Below are 18,487 nucleotides of genomic sequence, written 5' to 3'. Positions count from 1 at the left end.
CGTTACGCCCTCACGACACCGGAATGGCGTGCAGCCATTCCTCCCTCACATCCGGATCGGTCTCGCCGTCATGGGCGGCGCGCAACCGTGCGAAGGCGGCCGGCGCCAGCAGCCGCGACAGCGCCCACACGGCCGCGCCGCGCACCAGCGGATGCGCGTCCGCCAGCAGCCGCTCGGCCTCCGGCGCCAGCGCGGCATCTCCCGAATTGCCGATGGCGATCAGCACGTTGCGCAGGAAGCGCGGGCGCCCCGTGCGCTTGATCGGGCTCTTGGTGAAGCGCGCGCGGAAGGCCGCGTCGTCGAGCCGAGCGAGATCGGCGAGCGCGGGGGCGCGATTCTCGTCGCGCGCCGCGAGCCGGGCCTCGTGGCCGAGCGCCGCGAACTTGTTCCACGGGCAGGCGGCGAGGCAATCGTCGCAGCCATAGATGCGATTGCCGATCAGCGGCCGCAATTCATGCGGGATCGGCCCGCGATGCTCGATGGTGAGGTAGGAAACGCAGCGCCGGGCGTCGATCCGGTAGGGAGCCGGGAAGGCGTCGGTCGGACAGGCGTCGAGGCAGGCGCGGCAGGAACCGCAATGGTCGCTTTCGGGTGCGTCCGGCGGCAAGGCGAGATCGGTGGCGATGGCGCCGAGGAAGAGCCACGCTCCCTTCTCGCGCGAGACGAGATTGGTGTGCTTGCCCTGCCAGCCGAGCCCCGCCGCCGCCGCCAGCGGCTTCTCCATCAGCGGCGCGGTATCGACGAACACCTTGACCTGCACGCGCTCCGGCCCGCCCGCGCGCGGCACGAAGCGCGAGGCGATGCGCTTGAGCTTACCCTTGATCAGCTCGTGATAATCGTCGCCGCGCGCATAGACCGAGATGGCGCCGCGCGTGCGCTGGGCGAGCACCGCCCGTGGATCCTCATCGGGTCCGTAATTGAGCCCGAGCATGAGGATGGAGGCGACCTCCGGCCACAGCCCGTCCGGCGCGGCGCGGCGTTCGGCGGTCTCGGGCATCCAGTCCATGTCGCCATGGGCGCCGTCGGCGATCCATTGACGAAGGCGCGGACCGGCATGGGGGATGGCATCGGCACGCGCAATGCCCATCGCGTCGAAGCCTTCGTCGCGGGCAAGCGCGAAAAGCAGAGCCTTGGCGGCCTCCGGGGACGGAGATCGAGGCGTCAGAAATCGAGATCCGCGTAGCACGGCGCCGGCGGCATGCCCGCCATCGTCAGCGCGAGCAGCGGCCGGAAGGCCGGACGCGACTTGATGCGCGCGTACCAGATCTTCGCTCCCTCATCCTCTTCCCACGGCACGTCGCCCAGATAGTCGACGCTGGAAATATGCGCCGCCGCGGCGAGGTCCGCATAGGACATGCGGTCGCCGGCGAGCCAGTTCCGCGCCTTCAGCAACCAGCCGATATACTGCAGATGATAGCGGATATTGGCGCGCGCGGCGCGGATGGTCGCCATGTCCGGCGGCCCGCCGCCGAGCTCGCGCGGCATGTAGCGCTTGTAGACCTTCTCGCGGACCAGCGGCTCGGAGACCTCGGCGAAGAACTTGTGGTTGAACCAGGCGGCAAGCCGGCGGACCTCGACCCGCGCCGCGCTGTCCACCGGAAGCAGCCGCCGGTCGCCCAGCGCCGCGCCAGCCATCTCGTCGAGATATTCGGTGATCGTGTCGGCCCCCGGAACGACGAGACCGTCATCGTCGACCAGCACCGGGGTGGCGCCGGCGGGATCGAGCATCAGGAAGTCGGGTCGGCGTTCCCAGACCCGTTCCTCGATCAGCTCGGGCTCGATCCCCATCTCGCCGAGGGCGAGACGGACGAGGCGCGAATGGGCGCAGAAGGGATGGTGATAGAGCTGCATTGTCCGGGAGAGTTTGCGGCGCGCCGCCCGGCGGCGCCTGAAGATCGGTCTAGAAGGGTTCACGCCACATCGCAAGCCATAGCGGCGTGAACATGGCAGGTGACGCAGCCGCCAGGCACCGCCATGCGGGCGGAATTTCGCGCTATCGTAACCAACTCGTTAACGAGGGGACGCGCCATGGACAATCAGCCGGCCCACGGGATCTTCGTCTGGAACGAACTCAATACCCGGAATATCGAGGCGGCCAAGGCGTTCTACGCGACCACGCTGGGCTGGAGCTACGAGCCGATGCCGATCGAGGACGGCAGCGCGTACTGCATCATCAAGATGGGCGATACGCGCGTGGGAGGCATCTTCGTGCTCGCAGGGCCGGAATTCGACGGCATCCCCGACCACTGGTTCTCCTACATCGCGGTCGACGACGTCGATGCCCGGGTGGGCGCGGTGGAGAGCGCTGGCGGCACCGTTCTGCGGCCCGTCTTCGAGGTGCCGGGGGTCGGGCGCATCGGCATCGTGCGCGATTCGGTCGGCGCCGTCGCCGGCTGGATCACGCCGCGAATGTGACCGGCACGCCGCCGGAGCATACCTGCTAACCGCCCGTTTCTATTGGAGATTCGGTCGAACTGTAACGCGTGTGCCATAAAACCGGCCTAAGAAGCGGCCCGGTGCTTCGCGGGCGCTTCTGTCCTCCCGCCCCTCTTACCCAAGGGAAGATACGCACGATGCAGCTTCACATCCCCGCACCCGCCGTCCGCGCCTCCGGCTACTCGATCAAGGAAGGCAGCCCCGAATTCGACGATGTCGGTATCGGGCTCGACGAGGCGGAGGCGCTGGGTGTCGATGTGGTGGAGCTGCCGATCTATGCGTGGCACCTCATCGTCGAGGGACGGGTCCTCGACACGCGGCTCAAGGACCTCCAGCGCGCCCTCGCCGGCCGGGAGCTCGGCTACACCGCGCACGGCGCGCTCGCTATCAACCTGATGGACCTGCCGGACCGCCTGCCGCGCCACGAGAAGGTGCTGGCGGCGAACATCGAGATCGCCGCGGCCATCGGCGCCCGCCACCTGGTGGTGCACACCGGTTTTGTCCGCCATCCGGAAGACGACATCGAGGTCGCCTATTCGCGCCAGCGCGACGCCCTCGCCCGCGCCGGGGACCACGCCGCCTCGCTCGGCGTGACGCTGTGCGTCGAGAACATCTTCCGCTTCATCCATGCCCGCGAGACGGCCACCCCGTCCAAGCTCGCCGGCGAGCTCGCGGCGATCGACCATCCCTCGGTGAAGGCGACGCTCGACGTCAGCCACGCCTACATTCGCTGTACGGATGCACGGCTCGACCCCATCGCCGAAATGGCGGCGCTGGCGCCGCATGTGGCGCATTTCCACCTGCACGATTCCTTCGGCCGCCCGAATGAGGGCCGCCCCGGCGACATCTGGATCTACCATCCGGCCGAGGCGGTCGCCTTTGGCGAGGGCGACCTGCACCTGCCGATTGGCTGGGGCTCGATCGACTGGGACGCGGTCATCCAGGCCGTGCGGCCCGAACCCGGCGCCGTCGCCATTCTGGAACTCAACCAGGCCCACTGGCGCGAGCTGAAGGACCAGATCCCGGTTCTGCAGGCGCTGGCCACCCGTTTCCAGCCGGGTCTGGCAACCGCCGCCTGACACCCCGGGCAGGCGTCACGGACGCTTCGTAAGAGCCGCGCCGCGCGCGACGCCGCTTTTAGGCGCGTGCACCTTCTTGCGGCGGAAACGGCAGCCCCCTATATCGGCCTCGAACGGTGCGCTGAGCGCCGTACCCTATTGTTTGGGGGCCGGTTCGGGGGAATGGCGGGGCAAGACCCCATCATTTCTCGGTGGACGCTTCGAGAAGGTCCGGCCGGCCTGCCGGAAGGAGAAACAATATGTCTAAAGTCATCGGCATCGACCTCGGTACGACCAATAGCTGCGTCGCCGTCATGGAAGGCAGCAGCCCCAAGGTGATCGAGAACGCGGAAGGCGCGCGCACCACGCCCTCCATCGTCGCCTTCACCGAGGATGGCGAACGCCTCGTCGGCCAGCCGGCCAAGCGCCAGGCGGTCACCAATCCCGAGCGCACCTTCTTCGCGGTGAAGCGCCTCATCGGCCGCCGCTATGACGACCCGATGGTCGAGAAGGACAAGAAGCTTGTCCCCTACCAGATCGTGCGCGCCGACAATGGCGATGCCTGGGTCGAGGCGGACGGCAAGAAATATTCGCCCTCGCAGATCTCCGCCTTCACGCTGCAGAAGATGAAGGAGACCGCGGAGTCGTATCTGGGCTCGAAGGTGACGCAGGCCGTCATCACCGTCCCCGCCTACTTCAACGACGCCCAGCGCCAGGCCACCAAGGATGCCGGCCGCATCGCCGGCCTCGAAGTGCTGCGCATCATCAACGAGCCGACCGCGGCCGCGCTCGCCTACGGCCTCGACAAGAAGTCGGCCGGCACCATCGCGGTCTACGACCTCGGCGGCGGCACCTTCGACGTGTCGGTGCTGGAGATCGGCGACGGCGTGTTCGAGGTGAAGTCCACCAATGGCGACACCTTCCTCGGCGGCGAAGACTTCGACATGCGGCTCGTCAGCTATCTCGCCGACGAGTTCAAGAAGGAGCAGGGCATCGACCTGCGCAACGACAAGCTCGCCCTCCAGCGGCTGAAGGAGGCCGCCGAGAAGGCCAAGATCGAGCTGTCCTCCGCGACGCAGACCGAGATCAACCTGCCCTTCATCACGGCGGATGCCTCGGGCCCGAAGCACCTCACCATGAAGCTCACCCGCGCCAAGTTCGAGGCGCTGGTGGACGACCTGATCCAGCGCACCGTCGAGCCCTGCAAGAAGGCGCTCAAGGATGCGGGCCTCTCGGCCGGGCAGATCGACGAGGTCGTCCTCGTCGGCGGCATGACCCGCATGCCCAAGGTCCAGGAAGTGGTGAAGCAGTTCTTCGGCAAGGAGCCCCACAAGGGCGTCAACCCGGATGAGGTGGTCGCCATCGGCGCCGCGATCCAGGCGGGCGTGCTCCAGGGCGACGTCAAGGACGTGCTGCTGCTCGACGTGACCCCGCTCTCGCTCGGCATCGAGACGCTGGGCGGCGTGTTCACGCGCCTGATCGACCGCAACACCACCATCCCGACGAAGAAGAGCCAGACCTTCTCGACCGCCGAGGACGGCCAGACCGCGGTGACGATCCGCGTCTTCCAGGGCGAGCGCGAGATGGCCGCGGACAACAAGATCCTCGGCCAGTTCGATCTCGTCGGCATTCCCCCGGCGCCGCGCGGCGTGCCGCAGATCGAGGTCGCCTTCGACATCGACGCCAACGGCCTCGTCAACGTGTCGGCCAAGGACAAGGGCACCGGCAAGGAGCAGCAGATCCGCATCCAGGCTTCCGGTGGCCTCTCCGACAGCGACATCGACAAGATGGTGAAGGACGCCGAGGCGCACGCCGAGGAAGACAAGAAGCGCCGGGCCGTCGTCGAGGCGAAGAACCACGCCGAGGCGCTGGTGCATTCGACCGAGAAGGCGCTCGCCGAGCATGGCGACAAGGTCGGCGCGGCCGAGAAGGGCGCGATCGAGACCGCTCTCGCCGAGCTCAAGACCGCCATCGAGGGTGACGACGCCGAGGCGATCGCCGCCAAGACCAACGCTCTGGCGCAGGCCTCCCTCAAGCTCGGCGAGGCGATGTACGCCTCCCAGCAGGGCGGCGAGGGCGACGCCGGTGCCGCGCCGAAGGACGACGTGGTGGACGCCGAGTTCACCGAGGTCGACGACGACAAGAAGAAGTCGGCCTGACCGGTCCGCGACAATCCCGCCCCCGGAATCCGTTCCGGGGGCGGATTTCTGTACGGCAGCGCGATCTGCCGTGTGTTTCGCGCCAAGGCGCGACGGAAGCTCCCGCCGGTGCGAACAGGGCGGGTGCGTTTTCCGGCAGCTTTCCTGCGTGCCGGTTCTGACCCGTGCCGCCGCCCGCCTGCCGGTGGCGGCAGATCGCGGCGGCAAAGGAAGCGACGGCATATCGACCCATGTCCAAACGCGACTATTACGAAATCCTCGAAGTCACCCGGACCTGCAATGACGGCGAACTGAAGAGTTCGTACCGCAAGCTCGCCATGAAGTGGCATCCGGACAAGAACCCCGGCAATGACGAGGCCGAGGTCCGCTTCAAGGAAATCAGCGAGGCCTATGACTGCCTGAAGGACCCGCAGAAGCGGGCCGCCTATGACCGCTTCGGCCACGCGGCCTTCGACGGCGGCATGGGCGGCGGACCGGGCGGGCCCGGCTTCGGCGCGGACTTCGCCTCGACCTTCTCCGACATCTTCGACGACCTGTTCGGCATGGCCGGCGGCGGCGGACGGCGCGGCGGTGGCCGCAGTGGCGGCCGCGAGCGCGGGGCGGACCTGCGCTACAACATGGAAATCACGCTGGAGGAGGCGTTCTCCGGCAAGGACGCCACCATCCGCCTGCCCACCTCCATCACCTGCGAGACCTGCTCGGGCACCGGCGCCAAGCCCGGCACCCAGCCGACCACCTGCCGCACCTGCTCGGGGAGCGGGCGCATCCGCCAGGCGCAGGGCTTCTTCACTCTGGAGCGCACCTGCCCCTCCTGCCAGGGACGCGGCCAGGTGATCGAGGATCCCTGCCCGGCCTGCGCGGGCGCGGGACGCACCACCAAGGAGCGCACGCTTCAGGTCGCCATCCCGGCCGGCGTCGAGGACGGCACGCGCATCCGCCTCGGCAATGAGGGCGAGGCCGGCGTGCGCGGCGGGCCGCCGGGCGACCTCTACATCTTCCTGTCCATCGCGCCGCACGACTTCTTCCAGCGCGACGGGGCGGACCTGTTCTGCCGCGCGCCGATCTCGATGGTCACCGCCGCGCTCGGCGGCGCCTGCGAGGTGCCGACCATCGACGGCGAGACCACCAAGGTGAAGATTCCGGAAGGCACGCAGTCGGGCAAGCGCTTCCGCCTCAGCGGTAAGGGAATGCCGGTTCTGCGTACCCGCAACCGCGGCGACATGTATGTGCAGGTCGTCGTCGAGACGCCGCAGAACCTGACGCGACGTCAGCGTGAATTGCTGGCCGAATTCGACACCGAATGCTCGAAGGACACGCACCCCGAATCGAGTGGCTTCTTTGCCAAGGTGAAGGACTTTTTTGCCGGCGACGCCGATTAAGCCCGTGCGAACGTAATCACTGCGTCATCCGGGGGCCTTAACACGGAGCGCCAAGCTCTCTAGTGTTGCCATCGACTCATTACCGTCACGCCTGCCTGTGTCCGACCGCGGCCCCGCAACTGCTCACCGGAATAGAAGTCGCATGCTGCATCGCTCCGCCTGTTCGACGTCGAAAAAGCGTCCCGACGAGGTTCGCTTCCTCCAGTCCTGGCTGCAGAATCCGCTTCGAACCGGGGCCGTCTCGCCGTCGGGCCGGGCCCTCGCCCGCACCATGGCGAACTATGTCGACCCGCGCGAGGACGGTCCGGTGATCGAGCTCGGTCCGGGCACCGGGCCGGTGACGGCGGCGCTCATCAAGCGGGGCGTGGCGCCCGAGCGCCTGACGTTGATCGAATACAATCCCGAATTCTGCTCGCTGCTGCGCATGCGCTTCCCCGGCGTGACCGTCATTCGCGGCGATGCCTACGACATGACGAGCACGCTGGACGGCGGCCTCGACAAGCCGGCCGTGGCGGTGGTCTCCAGCCTGCCGCTGTTCACCCGGCCGGCGCCGGAGCGTTTCGACCTGCTCGAGCAGGCCTTCGGGCTGATGCGGCCGCGCGCGCCCTTCATCCAGTTCACCTATGCCGTGGTCTCGCCCGTGCCGCTGACGCCGGCGCGCTTCGAGGCGCATGTGAGCCCGCGCGTGTGGGCCAACCTCCCGCCGGCGCGGGTTTGGGTCTATCGTGCACACGAGGCTCACGCACCGGCCCGCGAGCTGAGCGCCGCCGCCGGCTGACGCGGCCCGCCCGGCCATCGCCTCCCAACGCCGTCGGAAGGAACTCCCATGCGCGCTCCGCGTATCGTCGTCTTTGCCGGTTCGATCCGCACCGGTTCCTTCTCGGCCAGCCTTGCCGCCCTCGCGGCGAAGGAACTGGCGCTGATGGAATGCGAGCCGGTCCTGCTTTCCCTCGCCGACTATCCGATGCCGATCTATGACGGCGACCTGGAAGCCGCGCAGGGTGTGCCGGCGGCGGCGAAGCAGTTGCGCGACCAGCTCGCGCAGGCCGATGGCGTGTTCATCGCGACCCCCGAATACAATGCCGGCCTGCCGCCGCTGCTCAAGAACGCCATCGATTGGGCAAGCCGCGTGCAGGGCGGCGAAGGCGACGCCTTCAAGGGGCCCGTCTACGCCATCGGCTCCTCCTCTCCGGGCGGCCTCGGCGGCTATCGCGCCTCGATGATGCTGCGCCAGACGCTGGCGCTCGGCCTCGGCTGCCTCGTGCTGGCGGAGCAGGTGATGGTCGCCGGCGCGGCGGGCGCCTTCGCCGAAAGCGGCGATCTGAAGGACGCCCGCGCGCAGGAAAGGTTGCGCGCGGTGATGTCAACGCTTATCGAGCAGGCGGCGCTGCGGGCGGGTCTGCGCGCCTGAGCCGCGGAGACATCTGCCATGAGCGCGACCTTTCCCGATCCGCGAGACCGGCTCATCATTGCCCTCGACCTGCCGTCGGTCAGCACGGCGGAAAGCATCATCGCCCGCATCGGCGACGCGGCGACCTTCTACAAGATCGGCTATGAGCTGGGTTTTGCCGGCGGCCTCGGCCTCGCGCGCGAGCTGGTCGCCGACGGCAAGAAGGTGTTCATCGACTTCAAGCTGCACGACATCGGCAACACGGTGGCGCGCGGCGTCGCCAGCCTCGCGGCGCTCGGCGCCAGCTTCGCCACCGTGCACGCCTATCCGCAGACCATGCGCGCGGCCATGGAAGGCAAGGGCGCCAGCCCGCTGCGCATCCTCGCCGTCACCGTGCTGACCTCCTATGACGAGGCCGACCTCGCCGAGGCCGGCTATGCGGGCGGCGTCGCCGCCACCGTTGCCTCCCGCGTCGCGCAGGCGCGCGAGATCGGCGTCGACGGCATCGTCTGCGCACCGACGGACGCCGCCTCCGTGCGCACCGCGCTGGGGGCCAAGGGCGTGATCGTCACCCCCGGCGTACGGCCCGACGGCGCCGCCACCGGCGACCAGAAGCGCGTCGCCACGCCCTTCGCCGCGATCCGCGCCGGGGCCGACTATCTGGTGGTCGGCCGGCCGATCGTCGCCTCGCCCGACCCCGGCGCGAGTGCCCGGGCGGTCCAGGCCGAGATCGCCCGCGCGGTCGCCTGAACCTGCCTTTTCCCGAACACCGCAAGGAGAGAAGCACAATGGCCAAGGGCTACTGGATCAGCCGTCTCGATGTGACCGATGCCGACGGCTACAAGCCGTATCTGCAAGGCGCCGAGCCGGCGATCGCGTCCTTTGGCGGGCGCTTCCTCGTGCGCGGCGGTGAGTTCGCCGATCTGGAAGGCGTGGCGCGCTCGCGCAACGTCGTGGTCGAGTTCAAGGACTACGCCACCGCTCTCGCCTGCTACAATTCGCCGGAATATCGGGCAGCCTACACCCACCGCGTCGCCTCCTCGGAAGGCGAACATCTGGTGATCGAGGGTTATGAGGGCGCCCAGCCGGCCGCGAGCGTCATCTCCGGCCCGGCCGAAGGCCCCGGCACGGCCTATTGGGTGATGCGCATCGACGTGCACGACCTCGAGACCTACAAGTCCTATGTGGCGGCCGATGCCGCCGCTATCGAGAAGTATCAGGGCTGGTTCCTGGTGCGCGGCGGACAGCACGAGGCGGTGCACGGCACCGCGCGCTCGCGCAACGTGCTCGTCGCCTTCAAGGACTATGCGACCGCCCTCGCCTGCTACCATTCGCCGGAATACCAGCAGGCGCTGTCCTTCCGCACCAAGGCTGCCGTGGCCGAGGTCATCGCCATCCACGGCGCCTGACCGGCGGGCAGTAGGGAACCCGGCGAAGCCGGAAGCGATAGCAGGGCCAGCAACCGGGCTTCCTCGGGGACGGGTGAATCGCGGCGGGCTGTGGACAAGCCGGAGGAGTCCTGCTATGTGCGCACACCTTGATCGGCTGCCCGCCGCCCCGCGAGCCTCGTGAGACGCCCGCGCCGATCGCCGGAATTCAACGTATACGCGAAAGCGAAGCACGAAGAGGAAGACACGTGCAGGTTCTCGTTCGGGACAACAACGTCGATCAGGCTCTGAAGGCGCTGAAGAAGAAGATGCAGCGCGAAGGCATTTTCCGCGAGATGAAGCTGCGCGGTCACTACGAGAAGCCGTCCGAGAAGCGCGCCCGCGAGGAGGCCGAGGCCATCCGTCGCGCCCGCAAGCTGGCTCGCAAGCGCGCCCAGCGCGAGGGTCTTCTGCCGTCCAAGCCGAAGCCGGCTGGCCGCTGAGGCCGGTTCGGGCCTTCGGGCCCGTCCGCGCAACGGCGCGGGGCCATCGACATGACGCAAGGCGCAGTGACGGAGGTCGCTGCGCTTTTTGTCGTTAGGGCTGATCGCAAACGATCCCGGCGCGGACGCGACGAACGCGACCTATCATGCGAGATGCGGCTGGAGCCGGATCGAAACCGATATCGGCGGGCTCGACAGCTTCGCGCTGGAGCGGGGCTGACGCCCTATCGCGAGGGCCTCACTGCCGGTTGAACGGCACCGTGTATTCACCAGCCCTGATGCGCCCGGCGAGGCGCTCGGCGAAGCTCGCGGCGGCTTCCTCGCCATAGGTGGCGACCATCGAGCGAATGGCGGTGAACAGCGCCGCCTGCGCGAGGCAGTCCTCGTCGAGGCCGTCATAGACCGCCTCGTTCCACGCCTCATCGAGATAGGCAAGCGCCGCGTGGCGCTCATCCTCATGGGCCTGATCGGCCTTGCCATCGATGTCGTGCGTTTCCGGAAGCTGGGACAAGACGGATCCTCCGCGTGCGAGCGACACGCTCCGAAGGCACCCTAGCACGTTGCGCGGGCCGTTCCCCCCAAGAATTGAAGGACGGTTAATATGCCGCGGCAAAAATGCGACAGGGCGGCACAATCATAAAGGACTGTGGCAGCAAAGCCGCCCGCTCAGTTGCTGCCGTAGCGCGCCGCGATGTCCCGCGAAAGCTTGGCGCCGGTCTCCAGATAACGCTGGCTCGCCAGTTCGGCGGAAGGCGTACAGCTCCGGTAGACCTGCCGGTAACTCTCATAGCCATTGTTGAAGGCGGCGATGAGCTGGCCGCGCCGGTCGCCGGAGGGCGCTTCCACGTCGACCAGCCCCTGCATCTCGTCGCGCCAGCGCGTGGCTTCCGCCGCACCGCACAGGGGACGAAGATAATGCAGCGCGCCGAGGATCTCGGCGAGGCGCAGGAGATCCCCCTCATAGGGCGGCGCGCCGCCTTGCGTCGTCTGCGCGGCCGCCGGCGCCACCAGGCCCGGCAGCGGCCCGCCCATGACGAGGCCGAGCATCAGCACGAGGACGGACACCCGTTTACGGATGACGGGGGGCCTCATGGCGGCGGGTGTCGTGATCGCAGGCGTCATGGCCGCTGTGGTGCGCCGCGTGGGCGCGGGCGTCAAGGCCCCGGTCACAACGCCTCCGGCCCCTCGGCGGCAAGCGCGACGAGCCATGCCGCATCGACGATGCCCTGAAGACCGGGCGTCGTGGCGTCCGGCAGCATCTGCGGATCGAACCAGCCGACCTCCGCGGCCTCCGGGCCGGTTGCCGGCTCGCCGGACACCCAGCGTGCCGCGTGGCCGACCACCACGAAATGCGCCGCCAGCGCCCCGGCCGGATCGTGCTGGATGACGTCCAGCGCTCCGGCGACGCCGAGGATCTCGCAGGAGACGCCGACCTCCTCCATCACCTCGCGCGCGGCGGCGGCGGCGAGCGTCTCCCCCGGCTCCACCCGGCCGCCCGGCAGGCTCCACAAGCCGGGTGAAGGCTTCTGGCCACGGCGCGCCAGCAGTACCTGTCCGTCGCGGAAGACGGCGGTGCTCGCCGCGAGAACCGGCCGGACCACCGTCGATGCGGCGTGCGACATGGCGTGCGACATGGGCGTGCCTCCGAAGAAGGGCGGGGACGAATCGGCGCCATCCTAACGGATTTCGTCCGCACCGCCCGTTGACAGCGCCCGATTGGGGCCGCAATCGGAACGGAGATTTTTCCGGCATCGGCGAGCGATGCGGAACGCGGGAGGCAAGGATGCGGAAGACGATGTCGCGCACCGGCAGGCGGCAGGCGCTCCTTGGGGCGACCCTTGCCGCCACGCTCGCGACCGCACTGGCCGCCGGCCTCCCGGCCCGTGCGCAGACCGGCACGCCGGCTCCGGGCGCGAGTGCCGACGCCAGGCCGGACCCGATCTGCGCCAGCCATGGCCCGGGCTTCGCCCGCGTCGCCGGCACGTCCACCTGCGTGAAGATCACCGGTGGCGTCCAGAGCGACGCCTATGCGACCGGCATCTCGGGCTCGGCCCGCGTGGATCCCCTCGCGCCGGCGCTGCGGAGCAAGTAGCTCAGCGGCCGAAGGCGGCGAAATAGCGCTCGATGATGCCGGCATAGACGCGGGTGAGCGCCTCGACCTCGTCGACGGGCGTCGATTCGTCCACCGCATGCATGGTGGTGCCGACGAGGCCGAATTCGACCACCGGGCAGTAATCCTTGATGAAGCGGGCGTCGGAGGTGCCGCCGGTGGTGGACAGCTCGGGCGTTCGACCGGTGGTCGCGGTGATGGACTGCGTCACCAGATCGACGAACTCGCCGGGCGCGGTGAGAAAGCTGTCGGAGGAACGCGCCTCGAAGGCGAGGCTGAAACGCACGCCGTTGCCCGCCGCCGCGTTCAGGCGCCGCTCGATCTCCGCCGAGAGCGTGGCCGGCGTCCACAGATCGTTGAAGCGGATGTTGAAGCGGGCCCGCGCCTCGGCCGGAATGACGTTGAAGGCCGGATTGCCGACGTCGACCGAGACGACCTCCAGATTCGACGCCTGGAAATGCGCGGTGCCGGAATCCAGCGGCTCGGCGGTGAGCGCCGCCAGCAGCTTCACCATGCCGGAGATCGGGTTCTCGGCGAGATGCGGATAGCCGACGTGGCCCTGCTTGCCATGCACCGTCAGGGTGCCGGAAAGCGAGCCGCGACGGCCGATCTTCACCATGTCGCCAAGCACGGCGCGGCTCGATGGCTCGCCCAGCACGCAATGGTCGATGCGCTCGTCGCGGTCGGCGAGCCAGCGCAGCAGCTTCTCCGTGCCGTTGATGGCGGGACCTTCCTCGTCGCCGGTGATGAGGAAGGAGATCGAGCCCGGCAGGGCGCCGTCGCCGGCCTTGCCGTGGGCATTGGCGAAGTCGAGGCCGGCGGCGATGAAGGCGGCGACGCCGCCCTTCATGTCCACCGCGCCGCGGCCATAGATCAACCCGCCATGAATGGCGCCCTCGAAGGGTGGAAAGCGCCAATGGGTCAGATCGCCCGGCGGCACCACGTCGGTATGGCCGGCGAAGCACAGGTTCGGCCCCTTGGTGCCGAAACGGGCGTAGAGGTTCTCCACGTCCGGCGTGTCGGGGCCGGTGAGCTTCACCCGATGGACGACGAAGCCGGCGGCGCCGAGCAGGGCTTCCAGACAGGCCAGCGCCCCGCCCTCCTCCGGCGTGACCGAAGGACAGCGGATCAGCGTCCTGAGAATATCGACCGGGTCCGCCTTCGCCGCCATCATCGGATCAGTCCCTGAGCAGATCGTTGATCGAGGTCTTGGAGCGGGTCTGCTCGTCCACGCGCTTCACGATCACCGCGCAGTAGAGCGAGGGACCGGGCTGCCCGTTCGGCAGCGGCTTGCCGGGCAGCGCGCCGGGCACCACCACTGAATAGGCCGGGACCTCGCCGACGAACACCTCGCCGGTCGCGCGGTCGACGATCTTGGTCGTGGCGGAGATGAACACGCCCATGGAAAGCACCGAGCCCTTGCGGACGATGACGCCCTCGACGACCTCGGAACGGGCGCCGATGAAGCAGTCGTCCTCGATGATCACCGGGCCGGCCTGCAGCGGCTCCAGCACGCCGCCGATGCCGACGCCGCCCGACAGGTGAACGTTCTTGCCGATCTGCGCGCAGGAGCCGACCGTCGCCCAGGTGTCGACCATGCTGCCGGAATCGACGCGGGCACCGAGATTGACGAAGGAGGGCATCAGCACGACATTCGGCGCGACATAGGCCGAGCGGCGCACGATCGCGCCCGGCACGGCGCGGAAACCGGCGGCGCGGAACTCGGCATCACCCCAGCCCTCGAACTTGGAAGGCACCTTGTCCCACCAGTGGGCACCCCCCGGCGCGCCGGGAATGGCGGTCATGTCGTTGAGACGGAAGGACAGCAGCACCGCCTTCTTGAGCCACTGGTTGACGACCCAGTTGCCGGACGCATCCGGCTCGGCGACGCGGGCCTTGCCGGCATCGAGCAGCGCGAGGGCCTCGTTCACCGCATGGCGAATCTCGCCGCCGGTCTCGAAATTGACCTCGGCACGGTTCTCGAAGGCGTTCTCGATGGTGCTCTGAAGCTGGCTCGACATGTCACTCTCCCGCTGTCCGGCGCGTCTTGTCCGGTTGCGGGCGGCTTCTGTCAACGGCGTTGTTGAACGCGTCGCGCCCATGCACCGTCATGGCCGGGCTTGTCCCGGCCATCCATGTCTTCATCGGAGAGAACAAGGCGTGGATGCCCGGGACAAGCCCGGGCATGACGTCGAACCTAGGAACCGACCCTGAGACTGTTCAGGAAGCCGGTGAGGTCGTCCGTCACCACGTCGATATGATCGCCGTCGCGACCCTCGTGCTCCCACGCCTCGCGGTCGGCCGGGCTCACGGCGAGGCCCGGCGGCACCACCAGCACGGTGCGCATGCCGAGCTGGCGGGGGACTTCGAGGTTGCGCGCGAGGTCCTCGAACATCGCCGCGCGGCCGGGATCGACGTCGTGCCGGGCGAGGAAGCCGCGATAGGCGGTCTCCTGCGGCTTGGGATGGAACTCCGCCGCCACGATGTCGTGCACGTCGGCGAAGCGGTCGGAGATGCCGAGCTTGGCCAGCACCTGCTCGGCATGACCGCGCGAGCCATTGGTGTAGACCAGCTTGCGGCCGGGCAGCGCGCCCAGCGCCGCGCCCAGCTCCGGCGCCGGATCGAGCGAGGTCAGGTCGATGGCATGGGCATTGGCGAGGAACGGGTCCGGGTCCATGCCGTGCTCGATCATCAGCCCGCGCAGCGAGGTGCCGTAGCGACGGTAATAGTCCTTCTGCAGCGCGAAGGCGTCGTCGAGCGACAGGCCGAGATAGTCGGCGATGTAGCTGCGCATGCGCATGTCGATCTGCCGCCACAGATCGAGGCCCGGCGGATAGAGCGTGTTGTCGAGATCGAAGACCCAGGTGTCGACATGCGAGAAATCGACCGGAGCGGGCTCGATCACGCGGTTTCCGTCGGACATGGTGCGCCTCAGGGCCGGATCAGCGTGCCGGCGCCGTGGTCGGTCAGCAGCTCCAGCAGCACGGCATGCGGAACCTTGCCGTCGAGGATGACGACGCCCTCCACACCCTGCTCCAGCGCGTAGATGCAGGTCTCCACCTTCGGGATCATGCCGCCGGAGATGGTGCCGTCCGCGATCAGCGCCCGCGCCTGCGCGATGGTCAGCTCCTTGATGAGCTGCTTGTCGCGGTCGAGCACGCCCGGCACGTCGGTGAGCAGCAACAGGCGCTTGGCGCCGAGCGCGCCGGCGATGGCGCCGGCGAAGGTGTCGGCGTTGACGTTGAACGTGCCGCCGCCCTCGCCGGTGGCGACCGGCGCCAGCACCGGGATCAGCTCGCGGCCGAGGATCTGGTCGAGCACGGTCGTGTCCACCTTCTCCGGCTCGCCGACGAAGCCGAGATCGATCACCTGCTCGATGTTGGAATCCGGGTCGCGGACGCTGCGCGTCACCTTGGAGGCGACGACCATGTTGCCGTCCTTGCCGGACAGGCCGAGCGCCTTGCCGCCGGCCTCGTTGATGAAGCCGACGAGCGATTTGTTGATCGAGCCCGCCAGCACCATCTCAACGATCTCGACGGTGGCCTTGTCGGTGATGCGCAGGCCGGCGGCGAATTCGGACTTGATGCCGAGCTTGGCCAGCATGGCGCCGATCTGCGGACCGCCGCCATGCACCACCACCGGGTTCACGCCGGATTGCTCGAGCAGGACGATATCCTGCGCGAAATCGCGCGCCACCTGCTCGTCGCCCATGGCATGACCGCCATACTTCACCACGATGACGGCATCGTCGTAGCGCTGCATGTGCGGCAGCGCCTGCACCAGCACGCGAGCCTTGGTGTGATCGTCGATAATCTCAGCGGACATGGCAGATCCGTTCGCGCGGGCAGGAAACCGGACGGGGCCGCGGTAGCGGCCGGTTGGGGCGAGCCCTTCTAGCCGATTTCGATGACGCTTCTCAATCGCCGCATCGCCCTATCTCCTGGTCATGTCCGCGCCATGGCGGGCAGCGGTGCAAGGGCCGACTTGCGCCGCACCTCCTGTCCGGGCGCACGCCGACGTGCCATATGCTCCCGCATGAACCCGCGTTCCGCTTCCGCCCGCCCCATCGAGGCCCGCTTCGTCGAAGGCTCCACGCTGCGCCACGTCGCGGTGATGACGGCGGCCGGCTCGGTCGGCCTGGTGGCGGTGTTCGTCGTCGACCTGCTCAACCTCTTCTACATCTCGCTCCTCGGCGAGGAGGAGTTGGCGGCCGCCATCGGCTATGCCGGCACGGTGATGTTCTTCACCACCTCGGTCGGCATCGGGGTGATGATCGCGGGCTCGGCGCTGGTCTCGCGGGCGGTCGGCAGCGCGCGGATGGAGGCCGGCCGGCGGCTCTCCACCTCCTCCTTCATCTACATGGCGCTGGCGACGGCGGTGATGGCGGCGGTGATGCTGCCCGTGCTCACGCCCATGCTGGCGCTGCTCGGGGCCAGCGGACGCACGCTGGAGATGGCGCGCGACTTCCTGCTCATCGTGCTGCCCTCGACCCCGTTGCTCGGCATCGGCATGGCCGCCTCCGGCACGCTACGCGGCATCGGCGACGCGCGCCGCTCCATGTGGGTGACGCTGTCGGGCGGCCTCGCCACCGCCGCGCTCGATCCGTTGCTGATCCTGGTGCTCGGCCTCGGCGTGGAAGGCGCGGCCATCGCCTCGGTGCTGGCGCGCGTGGTCATGGCCGCCTACGGCCTGCATGCCGTGGTGCGGGTCCACCGCCTCGCCGAGCGGCCGAGCCTTGCCAGCCTCCTGCAGGATCTCGGGCCGCTCTCGGCCATCGCCGTTCCGGCGATCCTCACCAACATCGCCACCCCGGTCGGCAACGCCTACGTCACCTATGCCCTCGCCCCGCATGGCGACGCGGCGGTGGCCGCCTGGGCGGTGATCGGCCGGCTGATCCCGGTCGCCTTCGGGCCGCTCTTCGCGCTCACCGGCGCCATCGGCCCGGTGATCGGCCAGAATGTCGGCGCGCTGCGCTACGACCGGGTGAGGCAGGCGATCCGTGACAGCCTCAAGCTGACGCTGGCCTATGTGCTGCTGGTCTGGCTGGTCATAGCGCTGGCGCGCGGGCCGATCGCCAGTGTCTTCGGCCTGTCGCCGGAGGGCGTCGGGCTGGTGGAATTCTTCTGCCTCTACGCGGCGGGCAGCTATGTGTTCTTCGGCGCGCTGTTCGTCGCCAACGCCGCCTTCAACAATCTCGGCGCGCCGCTGCTCTCCACCCTGTTCAACTGGGGACGGGCGACGCTGGGCACCATTCCCTTCGTCTGGCTCGGCGGACGCTTCTACGGCGCGGAAGGGGTCATCGCCGGGCAGGCGCTCGGCTCCGTCGCCTTCGGCGTGGCCGCGCTGTTCAGCGCCTTCGCCGTGGTGCGGCGACTCAATGCCGGCACGCCTCCGCCCGCCCCCGCGCCCCGGCTCGCGGGCGCCGAGCTGCCGCCGTTCTCGCGGGGCGAGGACGCGCCGGCCATCGAGTCCGCTCCCGCCGACCCCCGCCGCGGATAACCTCGTCGCCCTCGCTTTTCGCGATGCCACTTCCCTCTCCGTGAGGAGAACGGATAGAGTACGCGCATGAGCGAACCCGCCCTCGTCCTGCCCCCCGACGGCCGCCAGTCGGAGACCGCACGCGCCATCCAGCGCGGGGCGATGCGCTATCTGGCAGCACGCGGGCTGGTCGGCGTGCCGGAATTCTCGCTCGCCTCCGGGCGGCGCGCCGACATCGCCGCCATCGACCTGCGCGGCGAGGTGTGGGTGGTGGAGATCAAGTCGTCGGTGATCGATTTCCGCACCGACCACAAGTGGACCGATTACCGGCTCCATTGCGACCGGCTGTTCTTCGCCGTCGGCCCGGATTTCCCGCTCGACATCCTGCCCGAGGACACCGGCATCATCGTCGCCGACCCGTTCGGCGCCGGGCTGATCCGCGAGGCGCCCCATCATCCCATGCCGGGCGCCACCCGCAAGGCACTCACCCTGCGCTTCGCCCGCGCCGCCGCCGGCCGGCTGATGGGGCTGATGGATCCCGAGGCGCTGCGCGGTATCGAGCTTTGACGCTTTCCCTCTGGATGGCCCGTCCGGGCGGCAAAGAACG

21 protein-coding genes are annotated in these 18,487 nt (G+C 68.8%); 12 read left to right on the top strand and 9 right to left on the bottom strand.

Features of this window, described 5'->3' with window-relative positions:
* Positions 1-10: 10 nt before the first annotated feature.
* A complete protein-coding gene (queG, locus tag FO470_RS03710) occupies positions 11-1,186 on the bottom strand; it encodes a tRNA epoxyqueuosine(34) reductase QueG (protein WP_144341554.1) in 1,176 nt (391 codons plus the stop codon).
* Entirely contained in the window at positions 1,162-1,851 is a 690-nt protein-coding gene (locus tag FO470_RS03705) for a glutathione S-transferase family protein (protein WP_144341553.1), read from the bottom strand. The genes queG and FO470_RS03705 overlap by 25 nt, the downstream gene beginning before the upstream one ends.
* A gap of 177 nt (positions 1,852-2,028) precedes the next feature.
* On the opposite strand from FO470_RS03705, the gene FO470_RS03700 reads away from it, so the two are divergent.
* The 9 genes from FO470_RS03700 to rpsU all read left to right on the top strand — a co-directional run bounded on the left by FO470_RS03700 (position 2,029) and on the right by rpsU (position 10,292).
* On the top strand, positions 2,029-2,415 hold the full coding sequence (locus FO470_RS03700; protein ID WP_144341552.1) for a VOC family protein: 387 nt from the start codon (positions 2,029-2,031) through the stop codon (positions 2,413-2,415).
* 158 nt (positions 2,416-2,573) lie between these two features.
* Positions 2,574-3,515, top strand: coding sequence for a sugar phosphate isomerase/epimerase family protein (locus FO470_RS03695; RefSeq protein WP_144341551.1), 942 nt, complete (start codon positions 2,574-2,576; stop codon positions 3,513-3,515).
* Positions 3,516-3,754: 239 nt separating this feature from the next.
* On the top strand, positions 3,755-5,653 hold the full coding sequence (gene dnaK / locus FO470_RS03690) for a molecular chaperone DnaK (RefSeq protein ID WP_144341550.1): 1,899 nt from the start codon (positions 3,755-3,757) through the stop codon (positions 5,651-5,653).
* A 230-nt stretch (positions 5,654-5,883) separates the two neighbouring features.
* On the top strand, positions 5,884-7,032 hold the full coding sequence (gene dnaJ, locus FO470_RS03685; protein ID WP_144341549.1) for a molecular chaperone DnaJ: 1,149 nt from the start codon (positions 5,884-5,886) through the stop codon (positions 7,030-7,032).
* 142 nt (positions 7,033-7,174) lie between these two features.
* Positions 7,175-7,810: a class I SAM-dependent methyltransferase gene (locus FO470_RS03680; protein ID WP_144341548.1), complete on the top strand. Its 636-nt coding sequence runs from the start codon at positions 7,175-7,177 to the stop codon at positions 7,808-7,810.
* A 48-nt stretch (positions 7,811-7,858) separates the two neighbouring features.
* Entirely contained in the window at positions 7,859-8,443 is a 585-nt protein-coding gene (locus tag FO470_RS03675) for an NADPH-dependent FMN reductase (RefSeq protein ID WP_144341547.1), read from the top strand.
* 18 nt (positions 8,444-8,461) lie between these two features.
* On the top strand, positions 8,462-9,172 hold the full coding sequence (pyrF, locus tag FO470_RS03670) for an orotidine-5'-phosphate decarboxylase (RefSeq protein ID WP_144341546.1): 711 nt from the start codon (positions 8,462-8,464) through the stop codon (positions 9,170-9,172).
* A gap of 38 nt (positions 9,173-9,210) precedes the next feature.
* Positions 9,211-9,831, top strand: coding sequence for a DUF1330 domain-containing protein (locus FO470_RS19840; RefSeq protein WP_144341545.1), 621 nt, complete (start codon positions 9,211-9,213; stop codon positions 9,829-9,831).
* A 227-nt stretch (positions 9,832-10,058) separates the two neighbouring features.
* Positions 10,059-10,292 (top strand): 30S ribosomal protein S21, encoded by a 234-nt coding sequence (rpsU, locus tag FO470_RS03660; protein ID WP_144341544.1) that lies wholly within the window; start codon positions 10,059-10,061, stop codon positions 10,290-10,292.
* A gap of 238 nt (positions 10,293-10,530) precedes the next feature.
* Here rpsU and FO470_RS03655 read toward each other — a convergent pair whose 3' ends face one another.
* The 3 genes from FO470_RS03655 to FO470_RS03645 all read right to left on the bottom strand — a co-directional run bounded on the left by FO470_RS03655 (position 10,531) and on the right by FO470_RS03645 (position 11,926).
* Complete coding sequence (locus tag FO470_RS03655; protein WP_144341543.1) at positions 10,531-10,803, bottom strand: hypothetical protein; 273 nt, start codon at positions 10,801-10,803, stop codon at positions 10,531-10,533.
* A 155-nt stretch (positions 10,804-10,958) separates the two neighbouring features.
* Positions 10,959-11,384 (bottom strand): TIGR02301 family protein, encoded by a 426-nt coding sequence (locus tag FO470_RS03650; RefSeq protein WP_418655032.1) that lies wholly within the window; start codon positions 11,382-11,384, stop codon positions 10,959-10,961.
* Positions 11,385-11,458: 74 nt separating this feature from the next.
* Positions 11,459-11,926, bottom strand: coding sequence for an NUDIX hydrolase (locus FO470_RS03645; protein WP_246659461.1), 468 nt, complete (start codon positions 11,924-11,926; stop codon positions 11,459-11,461).
* 149 nt (positions 11,927-12,075) lie between these two features.
* Here FO470_RS03645 and FO470_RS03640 point away from each other — a divergent pair, with 149 nt between their 5' ends.
* Entirely contained in the window at positions 12,076-12,384 is a 309-nt protein-coding gene (locus FO470_RS03640) for a hypothetical protein (RefSeq protein ID WP_144341542.1), read from the top strand.
* 1 nt (position 12,385) lies between these two features.
* Here the strand turns inward: FO470_RS03640 and dapE are convergent, their stop codons facing one another.
* The 4 genes from dapE to argB all read right to left on the bottom strand — a co-directional run bounded on the left by dapE (position 12,386) and on the right by argB (position 16,227).
* Positions 12,386-13,573: a succinyl-diaminopimelate desuccinylase gene (gene dapE / locus FO470_RS03635; protein ID WP_186291858.1), complete on the bottom strand. Its 1,188-nt coding sequence runs from the start codon at positions 13,571-13,573 to the stop codon at positions 12,386-12,388.
* A 7-nt stretch (positions 13,574-13,580) separates the two neighbouring features.
* On the bottom strand, positions 13,581-14,423 hold the full coding sequence (dapD, locus tag FO470_RS03630) for a 2,3,4,5-tetrahydropyridine-2,6-dicarboxylate N-succinyltransferase (RefSeq protein ID WP_144341540.1): 843 nt from the start codon (positions 14,421-14,423) through the stop codon (positions 13,581-13,583).
* A gap of 176 nt (positions 14,424-14,599) precedes the next feature.
* Positions 14,600-15,325 (bottom strand): pyrimidine 5'-nucleotidase, encoded by a 726-nt coding sequence (locus FO470_RS03625; RefSeq protein ID WP_144341539.1) that lies wholly within the window; start codon positions 15,323-15,325, stop codon positions 14,600-14,602.
* 8 nt (positions 15,326-15,333) lie between these two features.
* Positions 15,334-16,227, bottom strand: coding sequence for an acetylglutamate kinase (argB, locus tag FO470_RS03620; RefSeq protein WP_144341538.1), 894 nt, complete (start codon positions 16,225-16,227; stop codon positions 15,334-15,336).
* 210 nt (positions 16,228-16,437) lie between these two features.
* Here argB and FO470_RS03615 point away from each other — a divergent pair, with 210 nt between their 5' ends.
* Together FO470_RS03615 and FO470_RS03610 are read left to right on the top strand one after the other, a co-directional pair.
* On the top strand, positions 16,438-17,901 hold the full coding sequence (locus tag FO470_RS03615) for an MATE family efflux transporter (RefSeq protein ID WP_144341537.1): 1,464 nt from the start codon (positions 16,438-16,440) through the stop codon (positions 17,899-17,901).
* Positions 17,902-17,967: 66 nt separating this feature from the next.
* Positions 17,968-18,447, top strand: a complete 480-nt coding sequence (locus FO470_RS03610) for an MmcB family DNA repair protein (protein ID WP_144341536.1) — start codon at positions 17,968-17,970, stop codon at positions 18,445-18,447.
* Positions 18,448-18,487: the final 40 nt, after the last annotated feature.

It is taken from the genome of Ancylobacter moscoviensis, from assembly GCF_007559435.1.
Lineage (GTDB): Bacteria > Pseudomonadota > Alphaproteobacteria > Rhizobiales > Xanthobacteraceae > Ancylobacter > Ancylobacter moscoviensis.
The sequence above is the reverse complement of the archived record's forward strand: the minus strand, read 5'-3'. Positions and strand labels throughout refer to the sequence as shown.